This is a genomic window from Streptomyces sp. CNZ287 (assembly GCF_007827615.1).
In genome coordinates, this window is record NZ_VISV01000002.1 from 296,925 (window position 1) to 311,364 (window position 14,440).

The following is a 14,440-nucleotide window of genomic DNA, read 5'->3' on the forward strand; positions in this document are numbered from 1 at the left end:
GTAAGCGAGTTGCGTCCTGGGGCGCATGGCGGGCGGGTCGGCATCGGCGACGTGGATGTCTCCAGCTCCGCACGCTGCCAACTCGTGCGTACGCGGCCCCTGAAGGCATGCTGTCATGTCCACGCAAGTCGATGAGTTATGGCTGCGTGCAGGAACGGGGTCGGTGTCGCGGCCGTAGACTTACCATGATCGTTCTGCAATTCTTCGATATCTCAGCGCAATTAGCTAACTCACAGGTTGGACGACCCCATGAGAAAGCACCGCTCGAGACATCGGCCCACCGTCGCCGCCCTCGCCACCGGACTGCTCCTGTTCGGCCTGCCCGCCCTCCCCGCCCTCCCCGCCGTCGCCGCGACCGGCTCCGACGCCGCAGCCGGCCGCCCCGCCGCCGCGAGCAGCGCCGCCCCGCGGCACGCCGCCGCGGAGGTCACCGACGGCGACCAGGACACGTACTGGCAGAGCCGGGGCACCGGCGCGCAGTGGGTGCAGACAGACCTCCGTCGGCGGGCGCGCGTAGACGAGGTCGTGCTGCGACTGCCCGCCGACGCCTCCGCGCGCAAGCAGACGCTCGCCGTGCAGGGCAGCGCCGACGGCACCACCTTCCACACCCTCTCCGCCGAGGACACCCGGGCCTTCCGCCCCGCCGCGGACAACACCGTGACCGTGCGCTTCCCCGCCTCCCTCACCCGCTACGTGCGCGTGCAGTTCGCCGGCACCACCGCGGAACGCCCCGCCCGCCTCGCCGAACTCACCGTGCACACCGCCGCGGACGGCGCCGCCGACCTCGCCGCGGGCCGCCCCCTCCTGGCCAGCAGCCACACCGGCGACCGGACCGCCGACCGGGCCGGCGACGGCGACCGCGACAGCTTCTGGCAGAGCGGGAAGAGCAAGCGCGAGCAGTGGCTGCGGACCGACCTGGGCGCCACCGTCGGCATCGACCGCGCCGTGCTGAAGCTCCCCGAGGGCGGCGCCGCCCGGGTGCAGAACCTCAAGCTGCAGGGCAGCACGGACGGCCGGGAGTTCACCGACCTGACCGCCGCCCGCGACATCGCCTTCGGCTCCTCCGGCGGCCACAGCGCGACCCTCTCCTTCGACACCGCCGTCACCCGCCACGTACGCGTCGTCTTCACCGCCGGCACCGGCAGCGCCCGGCTGGCCGAGCTGGAGGTCTACGGTCCGGCCGAGGGCGACACCCGGCCGCCCGGCACCCCCCGCGACCTCACCCGCACCGCGCTGCCCGACGGCCGCGTCCAGCTCGACTGGCGGCCCCCGGCCGGCGGCGCGGACGACCTCGACGGCTACGACGTCTACGCCGACGGCCGGCTGCGCACCGGCGTCGGCGCCGACGTGACGACGTACGTCGACACCCCGGCGCCCGGCGATTCCGTCACGTACCGCGTACGTGCCCGGGACACCGCCGGCAACCAGTCGCCCGACAGCGCCAAGGTGGCCGTCCGGGCCCGCCCGTCCGCCACCGCCACCGCCGAGCCCGCCGCACCGGACCCCGGCACCGCCGCCGCGACCGCGGCCGCCGCCGATCCCGACCTGGCCGGGGGCAAGCCGATCACCGCCTCCTCCCACGTGCACAACTTCGTCGCGACCAACGCCAACGACGGCAACCGGGGCACCTACTGGGAAGGCGCCGGCGGGGCCTACCCGGGCACCCTCACCGTCGAACTCGGCGCCAACGCCGACGTCAGCGCCGTCGTCGTCCAGCTCAATCCCGACCCCGTCTGGGGCCCGCGCACCCAGACCTTCTCGGTCCTCGGCCGGGAGCAGGACGCCACCTCGTTCACCACCCTCAAGGCCGGCGCCCAGTACGCCTTCGACCCCGCCACCGGCAACAGCGTCACCGTCCCCGTGACCGGCCGCGTCGCCGACCTGCGGCTGTCGTTCACCGCCAACACCGGCGCCTCGGCGGGCCAGGTCGGCGAACTCCAGGTCCTCGGCACCGCCGCGCCCAACCCCGACCTGGAGATCACCGGCCTCACCCCCACCCCCGCGAGCCCCGACGAGACCCAGTCCGTCACCCTCGCCGCGACCGTGCACAACGCCGGCGGAGAGCCCGCGGCGGCCACCGGCGTCGACTTCCTGCTCGGCGGCGAGCCGGCGGGCACCGCCGACGTCGGCACGCTGGCCCCGGGCGCCACGCGGACCGTGACCGCGAACACCGGGGCGCACGACGCCGGCGAGTACGCACTCGCCGCCGTCGTCGACCCCGACGACACCGTCGTCGAACAGGACGAGGCGAACAACGAGTACACCGCTCCCACCCCGCTCCGCGTCTCGCCCGTGCAGAGCAGCGACCTCGTCGCCTCCGTGGGCTGGACGCCCAGCTCCGCGACCGGCGGGGAGAGGGTCGACTTCTCGGTCACGCTGAAGAACCAGGGCACCCAGGCGTCGGCGAGCGGCAGCCACCCGATCACCCTCACGCTGCGCAGCGCCTCCGGCGGCACGGTCACGACGCTGAACGGCGCCCACAACGGCACCATCGCCGCCGGTGCCACCACCGCCCCGGTCGGCCTGGGCAGGTGGACCGCGGCCAACGGCTCGTACACCGTCGAGGTGACGGTCGCCGCCGACGCCAACGAGGTGCCGGTCAAGCGCGAGAACAACACCAGCACCGAGTCGCTCTTCGTCGGCCGCGGCGCCGACATGCCGTACGACACGTACGAGGCCGAGGACGGCGCCGTCGCCGGCGGCGCGCAGGTCGTCGGCCCGAACCGCACCATCGGCGACGTCGCGGGCGAGGCGTCCGGGCGGCGCGCGGTGACCCTCGACCAGACCGGAGAGTCGGTCGAGTTCACCACCAAATCGAGCACGAACACCCTGGTCACCCGGTTCTCCATCCCCGACGCTCCGGGCGGCGGCGGCATCGACGCCACCCTGAACGTCTACGTCGACGGCACCTTCCACAAGGCCATCAGCCTCACCTCGACGTACGCCTGGCTGTACGGGGCCGAAGCCGCCCCGGGCAACAGCCCCGGCGCCGGGCCCGCGCGGCACATCTACGACGAGGCGAACCTGATGCTGGACAGGACCGTGCCCGCCGGCAGCAAGATCCGGCTGCAGAAGGACGCGGCCAACACCACCAGCTACGCGATCGACTTCGTCAGCCTGGAGCAGGTCGCGCCGAAGGCCAACCCGGACCCGGCCGCGTACACCGTGCCCGCCGGGGTCACCCACCAGGACGTGCAGAACGCCCTGGACCGCGTGCGCATGGACACCACGGGACAGCTCAAGGGCGTCTACCTGCCGCATGGCGAGTACCAGACGTCGAGCAAGTTCCAGGTGTACGGCAAGCCGGTGCAGGTCGTCGGTGCCGGACCCTGGTACACCCGCTTCCACGCGCCCGCGGGCCAGCAGAACACCGACGTGGGCTTCCGCGCCGAGCAGGCGGCGGCGGGGTCCTCCTTCCGCGGCTTCGCCTACTTCGGCAACTACACCAGCCGTATCGACGGCCCCGGCAAGGTCTTCGACTTCCAGAACGTCTCGGACATCACGATCGACGACATCTGGAACGAGCACATGGTGTGCCTCTACTGGGGCGCGAACACCGACGACATCACCATCGGGAACTCCCGCATCCGCAACTCCTTCGCGGACGCGATCAACATGACGAACGGCAGCACCGGCGCCCACGTCGTCAACAACGAGTCCCGCGCCACCGGCGACGACAGCTTCGCGCTCTTCTCCGCGATCGACGCGGGCGGCTCCGACATGCACAGCAACGTCTACGAGAACCTGACCTCGCTGCTCACCTGGCGGGCCGCGGGCATCGCCGTCTACGGCGGCTACAACAACACCTTCCGCAACATCCGCATCGCCGACACCCTCGTCTACTCCGGAGTCACCGTCAGCTCGCTGGACTTCGGCTATCCGATGAACGGCTTCGGCACCCAGCCGACGACCCTGGAGAACATCACCATCGAGCGGTGCGGCGGGCACTTCTGGGGCGCGCAGACCTTCCCCGGCATCTGGCTCTTCTCCGCCTCGAAGGTCTTCCAGGGCATCAGGATCAACAACGTCGACATCACCGACCCGACGTACTCCGGGATCATGTTCCAGACGAACTACGTGGGAGGCCAGCCGCAGTTCCCGATCAAGGACACCATCCTCACCGACATCACCGTCTCGGGCGCCCGCAAGAGCGGTGACGCCCTCGACGCCAAGTCCGGCTTCGGCCTGTGGGCGAACGAGATGCCCGAGGCGGGGCAGGGCCCGGCCGTCGGTCAGGTCACGTTCCGCAACCTGACCCTGAGGAACAACGCGCAGGACGTCAAGAACACCACGTCCACCTTCACCATCGACATCCAGCCCTGATCCGCGGCCCCTCGCGGGCCGGCGCCCCGGCCGGAGCCCGATGCCCGGCCGGGGCGCCGTCGCCGGCACATACGGCGCGCGCCCCGGAGCCCGGGGGCGGCCGGGCGCGGCCGGAGCAGGCGAATCCGCCGTTCTCGTACCTCATCCGCCTGACTGCCCGCGCCTCCGCCACCGCCGGGCGCTGCCCCAGCGGCATCTCGGCGCCGCCGCACGCGGCGCCCCGGTGGCGGGCGGAAGATTCCGGGAAACGGCACTTCTGACTATTGGGCGCCTTGATCCCGGTTCGCCATGGGGTTCGTGCCCGTCTCCCGGCGTGCGGCGGGCCCCGTATGCCTGAACGGTCATCGACGCAGGTGGCCGGATTCTGACCAGGCGCGGGCGGACCGCTTCGCAAGAGCGCTACTGACGCGTAGTCTTCTGTTCGGGCCCCGTTGTTCCCCCGGCAGCGGGGCCCATGACGTGCCCCGCCGCCGTGCCCGTACGGGTACGGCGGCGGGTGAACAGCCAGGCGCTCAGCGCGGCTTGAGCGGGGTCGGCGGCAGCGGCGGCGCCTCCAGCCGAGGGCCCTCGTAGCCGTGGACCTCGCCGAAGCCGGTGCCGCTCATCCACTCCGCACGGGCCCAGTCGATCTCGTCGTGGTGGCGGCCCACGAAGTTCCACCACATCACGAGCCGCTCCGCGAACGGCTCGCCGCCCAGCAGCATCAGCGAGCTGTCCACGTCGGCCCGCAGCGGCAGCTCCGTACGGCCGCAGCCCAGGTAGACCATGGACTCCGGGGCGAGTCGCAGCCCATCGACCTCCGCCTCGCCGGACATCGTCAGCGCCGCGTACTCGTAGTCGGGCTCGACCGGCAGCCGCGCCTCCGTGCCCGCCGTCAGGGTGACGTCCGCACCGACGATCGGCGTGTACGTCGTCCCCGGGGACGACGCGCCGGCCAGCTCGCCGAGGATCACCGTCGCCGACAGGCCGCCGCCGGCCACGTGCGGCAGCTCCGCGTGGTGCTCGAAGGCGGGTGCGGTGGCCCGGTGGGCGTCGGGCAGCGCCACCCACAGTTGCGCGCCGTGCAGCATCCGCGAGTGGTCGCGCGGCGACTCCTCCGAGTGGGCGATGGCCCGCCCCGCCGTCATCAGCCCCAACTCCCGCGGCCGCACCGTCTGCAGGCTGCCCAGGCTGTCGCGGTGCAGGACCTCGCCGTCGTGCAGCCAGCTCACGGTCTGCAGCCCGGTGTGCGGATGCGGCGGTACCTGCATCCCGGGCTCGCCCGCGATGTCGTCGGGGCCGTAGTGGTCGACGAAGCACCAGGCGCCGACCATCCGCCGGCCGAGGTTCGGCAGCAGCCGCCGCACCACCGTGCTCTCGCCCAGCGGCATGTGGCGCGCCTCCAGCACCTCGCGCACCGGCTCCGCCGTCACGTCCGCCCGCCCGCCGCAGGCGGCGACGGGGGGCTTCATGTCCAGATTGCTCATGGTGCCCATGGTAGGGAAAGCGCCCTTGAACTGCGATGATGTGAGCTTCCTGACGGGCACGGTGAGTCCCTGGGACTTCTCGGGGACATTCGGCACGCCGGACGGGCCCCGGCGATGACCGACCGGTTCCGGGGCCGCACGCGGCAGCGGAGCCCACACCCCGTCCGGCTAGCGCGCCCTGTCGCGTGGCCGCAGCACTCCCTGCGGGGTGCGGACGGCGACTCACTGCTCCTCTGCGGGCAGGCCGATGACGTCGACGGGCCGAGGGGTGCCGTCCGTCCCGGCCGAGCCGGGCTCCCGCCGCAGCGGCCTGCGAGCCAGCCACACCTGACCGGCCCGCCCGTCGGTCTTCATCAGCGGCTGCTGAGGAAGTGCCCTGAGCCTTGCGTGCACATAGTGGTAGACGTCGGTGACCGTGACGGAGCCGTCGTGGCCACGGCTCCGTGGCGCAGCCCGGCGACCAGGTGCTCGGTGAAGAGACTGGGCCTGCGTCCCCGACTGTTCGCGTCTCCGCGGTTCTGTCGGCGGCGCTGTCGTACGACGTCTCGTCCGGGCCGGAACCGGTCATCACGAACCGTCCGTGTCCGGCGAACCGGGCCGCGGGATCGGCGCCCTTTCCTGACGGCCGCGACGACCGAGGTTGTGACGGCCGGTGTGAGGACGACGACCACTTCAAGGCCACCGCCCTTCGCGCCAGGTGTCTCCCGTGTGTGGGGCGCAGGGCCTTCGGCCGTGTGCGCCAGGTCCTGGTGCAGCGGCCGGGTCTCCTGTCAGATTTCGTCAAGGTTCTTCACCAGACGCGTGTGGGAGGGTTGTTCCGCTGCAGATCGCCATGCCAGGAACGGGGAGCGTCATGTCCGTGCGACCAGCGGCCTCTCCGACGTCAACCCACGCGTCCAGGCTCCCGGGGCCTTCTCCTTCGTGCGGGCCTCGGAGACAGCCGGACTCTGCAGTCGCGAGCATCCGCAGCTACGTTCATCCGTTGCGCCGGGAGTTCGGCACGGACGCAGCGCGGACATGGGGCCCGAGGCTGGGAAGCCGGGTGGAGCGCATGAGCGGGCGGCGTCAGCCAGGGGCATCACCCCCCGTTCGACATCATTTCCGAGGGAGCGGACAGAACAGTGATCATCTTTGGTACCCGGACCACCGCGGCCCAGCTCGCCGTGATCAACCTCCTGTGCGGCATGTGCGGGAACCCGGCGGCACACAGCCTGCTCAAGCGGGTCACGAAGTTCACGCTGTTCTTCATCCCGCTGTTCCCCGTCTCGACGAAGTACTTCACCCAGTGCACGTTCTGTGGGGCGTCGGGCCAGATAACCAAGGAGCAGTCCGAGCAGTTCCAGTTGCAGGTTGCACCGCAGCCGGCGCCCCAGCAGGGCACCGGCAACCCGTTTGCCCAGGAGCCCGCGTCTCAGCAGCAGCCGCAGCCCGGTGGCCGGCACCCGTACAGCCGGGACCCCCACAGCTCCTGAGAACAGTCGACCCGCAAAGTGAACTCTTCGAAGTTCAGCGCGTCTGAGTAGTTCGCAACGAGCTCTCGATCTCGTATCCCGGACCATTCGACCTGTTCTCATGAAGGAGGATTTCGTGCCAAGCCTGAGGAAACTTTCTGCACTGGCCCCCGTGTCGTGCGCGGCCCTCGTGCTGACCCTCGCATTGCCGGGGACGGCCTCCGCGGCAGCGCCGACCCCCGACCCCGACGGCGAGCACTGTGTCCTCGTCCTCGGCGAGTCCGACGAGGAAACGGTGTGCTTCGCAACGGCAGAGGAGTCGACTCGCTACATGTCCGTCAAGCAGCTCCGCAACCTGGTGACGGTCTATGACTGGGTCGGCTTCAACGACTCCGGCCCCACCACCGCCGTTGCCTCGACCGATTACGCAGTCTGCACGGACAGCACCGGCGATATCGACTGGGCCAGACAGACCCTCTACGGCAAGCAGTTCGTCATGCGCAATCCCGATGGCGTGTCCGAGAATGATGCATACAGCTCGGTGCAGACGTTCAACGGGTGCGACATCAGGCTGTCGGACTGGGTCAACAACAACGTGGACGGCGGCCGCTCCGCCTGGATCAACTCCTGCTCCAATCTGAACGGGAGCGGCGAAGGGGACTGCCCCACCGTGAACAACTGGAACAACCGTGCCAGTTCCTGGCAGCTGAGTTGATCATGGGGCGATTTTCGATGTCCAGGCGCGGGTTACGCAGCCGCCGCGGCCGGCTTGCCGGGTTGCTTGCCCTCGTGCTCGGCGCCGGTCTGCTGCAGACTCCGGCCTCTCAGGCGGACACGCACCACCGCCGTCCTCCGTGCAGGGCGTGTGGGACCAGCTCCAACCGGCCACTCCGGCCGGGGAATCGTCTCCCGGGCCCGCGCCCGGCGACGCGGTCGGGCCCGGCGTCCGCGCCGAGGTGCTGGGCGAGGACTGGAAGTCCTCCGCCGACCGGGCCTGGACCACAACGGGAGACGCCACGGGGTTCCACCTCCTGGTGGCCGACGTCCGCCACGGCTGCGCCTGGCGCACGGCAGCCACGCCGGCCGAACCCGGCTTCGAGACGGACAGGTGGATCGGCAACGCCTGCGTGACCGGGTCGGGGAAATGGGCGGTGGTCGTCTACGCGCCGCGGACCTTCACCAACGATCCGCTGCTCATGTCGCGGGGCGCCTTCACCTCGGTGGTGAACCTTGCCTCGGGCGAGGTGCGCCGGCTGCCCGCCCAGGCGAGTCTGCCGTACTGCAACCCCGGCTGCGGGACGGGCGACAGGGCGGTGCTGGCCCAGTCGGGCGGCGACCATGACGCCACCCGGCTGACGGTCGTCGACGTGCCGCGGGCAGACCCTGCCCCGCCGGTCGAGGTGTCCGGGCAGGTGACCTCGGCGGTTCCGGTCGGCGGCAAGGTGTACGCCGCTCGCGGCGGGGCGTCGTCTCCGTCTCGGACACCGGGAAACCGACCGACATCGCCGCCACCGGTAGCACTCCGTACCGACTGGCGCCGGACGCGGACGGTGGGCTGGTCTTCATGGCACCAGACGGCGAGGAGAGGGCGCGGACCGGACATCTGACCGCCGCGCAGCTCGCGGACGGCGCGCAAGGGCTGCGTGCCCGCACGCCGCGGACGCTCGCCGAAGGGCCGCTGAACGGCACCGTCCTGACCCGTACGGCGACGGGCGGGGTCTGGCTGACCGGCGAAACGGAGCAGGTCGCACGCGATCTGCCGGACGGCGTCCGGGTGCTGCCCGGCACGCCACGCGACGCGCGAGCCTCCACCACCGGCGCGGCCCTGGTGACGGACGTGGCCGCCCGCGCGTCAGCCGGCGTGGGTCAGGCCGGGGCCGCGGCCAGTCGCCACAGGTGGTCCGCGGTGCCGTTGTCGTCGTACTGCACCACCTGCGCGCTGTTCGACGCCGACATGCCGTCCACGCCGAGCACCTTGCCGCTGTGCTCGTTGCGGATGCGGAACCAGCCGTCCGCGTCGGGCACGATCCGCCACAGGTGGTCAGGGGCGCCGTCGTCCTCGTACTGCACGACGGGCGCGCTGTTCGCCGTCGATCCGCCGTCGACGGCGAGCACCTTGCCGCTGTGGCCGTTGCGGATCACCAGCAGCCCGTCGCCCCGCTCCAGCAACTGCCAGGAGTGGTCGGACGTGCCCGAGTTGTCGAACTGGTGGACCCGCGCGCCGTCCGACAGCGACATCCGGTCGACGGCGAGCACCTTGCCGCTGTGCTTGTTCTCCACCCGGTGGTGCGGGGGCTCCGGGGTCCACGGCGTGCCGTCCGGGTCCGCCGTCGGGAACGCCGTGATCCGCAGCCGGGCCGCGCCCATCGGGATCAGCGTCACCGCCTCCGGCGTCTCCGTACTGCGGGCCGGGCTCTGCTGCAGCGGCGCGACGACGCGCTGCCGGTCGGCCACCCACTCCGGCAGCCGGCGCGCGGGTGCGGTGATGCGCACCGGGGTGTGCTCGTGGGTGAACGGGTCGCCGGTCAGCGGCCCGTCGTCGCGGTGGAACGCGAGGGCCGCCGGGGCGTCGGGGGCCAGGGCGTAGTTCCACGGGGTGGTGGCGTGCACGGCGAAGTGCGGGAAGTCGTCGCTGCCGCCGATGCGCTCGTACGATTCGCCGATGCGCAGCGCGTACGTCAGCGGCCCCCGGTCGACGCTCACCGCGCCGCCGTTGGCGTCCCACACCCGCACCGAGGTGCGCTGCGGCAGCCGCAGCACGACGGTGTCGCCGCGCGCCCAGGTCCGCTTCACCGGGGCGAAGCCCGGCCCCGGAGCCGCCGTCACCGGCCGCCCGTTGACCGTCACCTCCGGTGCGTCGCACCAGCCGGGCACGCGCAGCCGCAGTGTGAAGGGCACCTTGCGGGCGGCGCCGATCCGCAGGGTGACGGTCTCGGTGAACGGGTAGTCGGTCTCCTCGGTGATCGTCACCTCGGTGCCGCGCACCCGGGTGCGCACCTCGCACGGCGCGTACATCGCCGCCGCGAGCCCGCCGTCCGGCGTGCTCAGCCACAGCTCCTCGGTGAAGTACGGCCAGCCCATGCCGTAGTTGTGCGGGCAGCAGCGGTACTGGTCGACGCCCGGCTGGAACGACTGCATCGCGAAGCCGTTCTGGAACTGGCCGTCGTTCTTGCGCACGTCGTCCAGGTCGATCGAGTTGGCGCTCGTCGCGTAGTGGACGCCGCGGCCAGCCGGGTCGGTGGCGGCGGGCAGCAGGTTGAACGCCAGCTCCTCGCAGCGGTCGGCCCACAGCGCGTCGCCGGTGATCCGGGTCAGCAGCTCGTGGCTGGCCATGAACTCGACGATGCCGCAGGTCTCGAAGCCCTGCCGGGGGTCGCCGAAGCCGGGCCTGGCGTTCTCGTCGCCGGCGAAGCCGCCGCCGGGGAACTGCCCGTACTCCGCGAGGATCCGCTCGTAGCCGCGGTACGTCGCCCGGGTGAGAGCGGCGTCGCCGGCGCGCAGCGCGTACTGCGCGGGCTCCCGGAAGCCCTGGGCGACGTTGACGTTGTGCAGGTCGGGGAAGTTGTCCACCCAGTTCCCGCCCCACCGGTGCATCTTGTCCGTCAGCTCCAGCAGGAAGTCCTCGCCGGTGCGGGCGTGCAGCCAGTACGCGATGTCGATGCCGTCGCCCCACCGCCTGGACACCCAGCTGGAGTCGAACGCGCCCTTGCCCTGCGCGTTCATGTACCGCAGGAAGGGCAGCACGAAGGGCACGATCCGCTCGTCGCCGGTGAACTCCTCGTGGCTCCGCAGCGCCTGGAGCAGCGGCAGGTACGGCCAGAAGTCGGGGCCGCCGTTGAGTGCGGTGCGCAGCCGGGTGGGGCCGAAGAAGCCGTCGGGCTGTCCGGTGGCGAGGATGGCGTCGATCCAGCGGCGGGCGGTGGCCTGCGCGGTGGAGTCGCCGGTGAGCGCGGCGAGCGAGACGTAGCCGCGCAGCCAGTACGTGACCTCCTCCCAGCCGGCGCGGTCGGGGTGCACCCAGCCGGAGCCGTCGTGGTCGAGGAAGTGGGAGATCCGGTCGTAGCGGCCGAAGAGCCCGCCGAGGAGGGTGCCGAGCTGCCCGGCGAGCCAGCCGCGCGCGGTGACGCTGCCGAGGGGCAGCTTGCCGAAGGCGGCGGCCGCGTACGGGGTGCCGGCGGCCCTGCCGGCGGCCGGCCCGTACGCGTGGGCCGGGAGGGCGGTGGCGCCGAGGGCGAGCGCGCCGGCCCCGGCGGCGGAGGCGTGCAGGAAGTGGCGGCGGTTCAGCGGAGGAGGCATGTCGGGTCCCTGGGTGCCTGGAAGGTGAGGGGGTGCCTGGTGCCTGGTGTTCGGGGGCGCCCCGGTGGTACCGCCGGGGCACGCGGGGCCCGTCCCCTGTCCCGGCCGCGGCTGGCGCCGCGGCCGGGGTGCGGGGAACGGGCGGTGTGTCAGGAGGCGTCGCAGGTGAGGGTGCCGTCAGCGGCCCCCTCGATCAGCGCCTCATGGGCGGCCCTGATGCGTTCCACATCGGGCTTGAGGACCTTGCGGTCGTAGGTGAGCAGTCCGTTCAGCTCGCCCTCCACATCCGTGATCTGGGTGTAGACGGCGCCGCTGCTGCCGTTGCAGGCGGCGAACCGCTCGACTTCGGCCAGCTTGATCAGGTACTCCTCGGTGTACGCCTCGCGGTCGACGCCCACGTAGGTGTGCCGCACCGGCCAGGCGTGGCCCGGGATGGCCAGCCCGAGGCCGCCGTACTCGCCGCTGACGAGCGCGCGTGTGCCGTCCGGATTGGGCAGTTGCGCGCTCGGATAGCCGTGCGCGTCGGAGATGTCGCCGTTGCCGCCGTCGACCGCGCCGCAGCAGTTGTGGCCGCTCATGTTGTTGACCAGCCGCGCCGGGTCCAGCTCCTTGGCGTAGTCGGCGATACGGGCCTGGTCGTACTGGCCCCAGCCCTCGTTGAACGTCACCCACATGACCACCGACGGGTGGCTGTCGTGCTGCTCGATCATCTCCTTCAGCTCGTGCTCGAACTGGGTGCGGGAGTCCTGCGAGGGCGTCTTGGTGTTCATCGACGGCATGTCCTGCCACACCAGCAGGCCCAGCTTGTCGGCGTGGTAGAACCACCGGTCGGGCTCGACCTTGATGTGCTTGCGCACGGAGTTGAAGCCCATCTCCTTGTGCATCTCGAGGTCGTACTTGAGCGCCTTGTCGGTGGGTGCGGTGTGGATGCCCTCGGGCCAGAAGCCCTGGTCGAGGGTGGCCATGGCGAAGACCGGCTCGCCGTTGAGCGTCATCCGCTGCTGCCCGTCGATCGTCTCGAGGCCCACGGTCCGCATGCCGAAGTAGCCGCGCACCTGGTCGGCCGAGGGACCGCGGCCGACCGTCACCTTCAGGTCGTACAGGTGCGGGTCGTCGGGGGACCACAGCTTCGGGTCGGGCACGGGCACGGTCAGCGGCTCGCCGGTCTTCCCGGTGGCGGTGCCGACCTCGCGGCGGCCGTCGTACGCGGTGGCGGTGACCGGCACCCCGTCGCGGACGCCGCGCACCTGGACGGCGGCCTGCTCGCCGGCCACGTCGGGGGTGATCTTCAGGTCCTCGGCGCGGTCGGTGGGCACCGGCTCCATCCACACGGACTGCCAGATGCCGGAGGAGGAGGTGTACCAGATGCCGCTGGGCGACAGCCGCTGCTTGCCCATCGGCGGGTTCTCGCCGTCGGCGGAGTCGGTCGGGTCGTAGACCCCGACGATCAGCTCCTGCTTGCCGCTGCCGCGCAGGGCCTGGGTGACGTCGGCGCTGAACCGGTCGTAGCCGCCCTTGTGGGACGCGACCTGCTTGCCGTTGAGCCAGACGTCGGCCTTCCAGTCGACCGCGTCGAAGTTGAGCTGGAGCCGCTCGCCGTGCTGGCCGACGCCCCAGTCACGCGGCACGGTGAAGGTGCGCTTGTACCACATGCGCTCCTCGTGCCGCTGGACGCCGGACAGCTCGGACTCGACCGGGTAGGGCACGACGATCTTCTCGTCCAGCGTGCGGCCGAACGGCGGGCTCTCGCCCTCCGTGGCGCCGGCGAACTGCCAGGTGCCGTTGAGGCTCTGCCAGTCCTCGCGGGTGAGCTGCGGGCGCGGGTACTCCGGGAGCGGGGCGTCCTCGTCGACGTCGTCGGCCCACTTCGTCCGCAACTGGTACTCGGAGTCGTTCGCCCCCGAGGTCCAGAACTCGCCGATGTCGGAGCCGTCGGCGCCGGTCAGGCCGCCCTCGCCGTCGTAGCGCACATCGGCGGAGCCACCCTGGCCGACCACCGGCTCGTCGAGCGGGACGATCAGCCGCGAGGGGTCGTCAGGATCCAGCTCGGCCGCGGCCCGCGGCCAGTCGGCGCCGCCGATGACGGTCTCCAGATGCTCGTCGAACGTCGCCGGGGGAGCGGTGAGCGGCTGGGCGAAGTCCATGGTCAGCGTGCGGCCGTCGGGCTGCACGGCGACGTCGGTGGGACCGGTGTAGTCGAAGTCCGCGGGGAGCGTGAACGCGGACTGCGGCACGGCCTCCTTCTGGACGCCGGGCTTGGTCCAGCGCAGGTGGAAGTTCGAGCCGCCGTAGTGCTCGAAGTACTCCACCTTGATGTCGTACGTGCGGCCCGCCTCCAGGGTCACGGGCTGCGAGGTCTGCTCCTTGTCCCAGTCGTCGATCCAGTGGTCGATGACGATCTCGCCGTCCACCCACAGCCGGAAACCGTTGTCCGCGCTGACGTGGAAGGTGTGCGCGCCGGAGACCTCGGGGGTGATCCCGCCGGTCCAGCGGACGCTGACGTGGTCGGCCTGCCCGGCGCGGGCCGCGAGGCGCGGCTCCAGGTTGTCGAAGTCGAGCGACGGGTCGAAGGCGGTGGCCTTCAACTGGTCGAAGTCGAACGCGCCGGGGGCGCTGTGGGTGTAGTACTCGCCCTTGAGGCCGTGGACCTCCGCGGCTGCGCGGGAGTCGGCGGCCTCGGCGGCGGCCGGGCGGTCGGCGCTCGTGGCCGAGAAGCCGGGACCGGCGGGGACCAGGGTCAGGGCGAGTGCCGCGAGGATGGGCGTCGGCCAGCGGAGTAGTCGCCGCCGTACGCGTCTGAGCGAGGGGTGCACGGGTACCTCCGGAAGTCGGAGAATGCGGGTGCTGGGGCTGCCCTTTGCCCCCGGGCGTCTTGTATAACGTTGGAAACAAGGGCAGTTGGCA

8 protein-coding genes are annotated in these 14,440 nt (G+C 71.7%); 4 read left to right on the forward strand and 4 right to left on the reverse strand.

Going from position 1 to position 14,440, the window contains the following annotated elements; all coding sequences use genetic code 11:
- Nucleotides 1-249 precede the first annotated feature (249 nt).
- Complete coding sequence (locus tag FB457_RS05530) at nt 250-4,323, forward strand: discoidin domain-containing protein (RefSeq protein WP_145781016.1); 4,074 nt, start codon at nt 250-252, stop codon at nt 4,321-4,323.
- 512 nt (nt 4,324-4,835) lie between these two features.
- On the opposite strand, the gene FB457_RS05535 is transcribed toward FB457_RS05530, so the two are convergent.
- Together FB457_RS05535 and FB457_RS35880 are read right to left on the reverse strand one after the other, a co-directional pair.
- Nucleotides 4,836-5,789 carry a pirin family protein gene (locus FB457_RS05535; protein WP_145781018.1) on the reverse strand — a complete coding sequence of 318 codons (954 nt, stop codon included), beginning with the start codon at nt 5,787-5,789 and terminating at the stop codon, nt 4,836-4,838.
- A gap of 222 nt (nt 5,790-6,011) precedes the next feature.
- Complete coding sequence (locus tag FB457_RS35880) at nt 6,012-6,143, reverse strand: hypothetical protein (RefSeq protein WP_486588928.1); 132 nt, start codon at nt 6,141-6,143, stop codon at nt 6,012-6,014.
- 767 nt (nt 6,144-6,910) lie between these two features.
- Here FB457_RS35880 and FB457_RS05545 point away from each other — a divergent pair.
- From FB457_RS05545 to FB457_RS05555, 3 genes are all read left to right on the forward strand, one after another.
- A complete protein-coding gene (locus FB457_RS05545; protein ID WP_047014614.1) occupies nt 6,911-7,261 on the forward strand; it encodes a zinc-ribbon domain-containing protein in 351 nt (116 codons plus the stop codon).
- Between the two features lie 100 nt (nt 7,262-7,361).
- Nucleotides 7,362-7,955: a hypothetical protein gene (locus tag FB457_RS05550; RefSeq protein ID WP_145781020.1), complete on the forward strand. Its 594-nt coding sequence runs from the start codon at nt 7,362-7,364 to the stop codon at nt 7,953-7,955.
- A 148-nt stretch (nt 7,956-8,103) separates the two neighbouring features.
- Nucleotides 8,104-8,847, forward strand: coding sequence for a hypothetical protein (locus FB457_RS05555; protein ID WP_145781022.1), 744 nt, complete (start codon nt 8,104-8,106; stop codon nt 8,845-8,847).
- A gap of 259 nt (nt 8,848-9,106) precedes the next feature.
- On the opposite strand, the gene FB457_RS05560 is transcribed toward FB457_RS05555, so the two are convergent.
- Nucleotides 9,107-11,536: an RICIN domain-containing protein gene (locus FB457_RS05560; RefSeq protein WP_145781024.1), complete on the reverse strand. Its 2,430-nt coding sequence runs from the start codon at nt 11,534-11,536 to the stop codon at nt 9,107-9,109.
- A gap of 149 nt (nt 11,537-11,685) precedes the next feature.
- Nucleotides 11,686-14,277, reverse strand: a complete 2,592-nt coding sequence (locus FB457_RS05565) for a PA14 domain-containing protein (RefSeq protein ID WP_486588953.1) — start codon at nt 14,275-14,277, stop codon at nt 11,686-11,688.
- Nucleotides 14,278-14,440 lie beyond the last annotated feature (163 nt).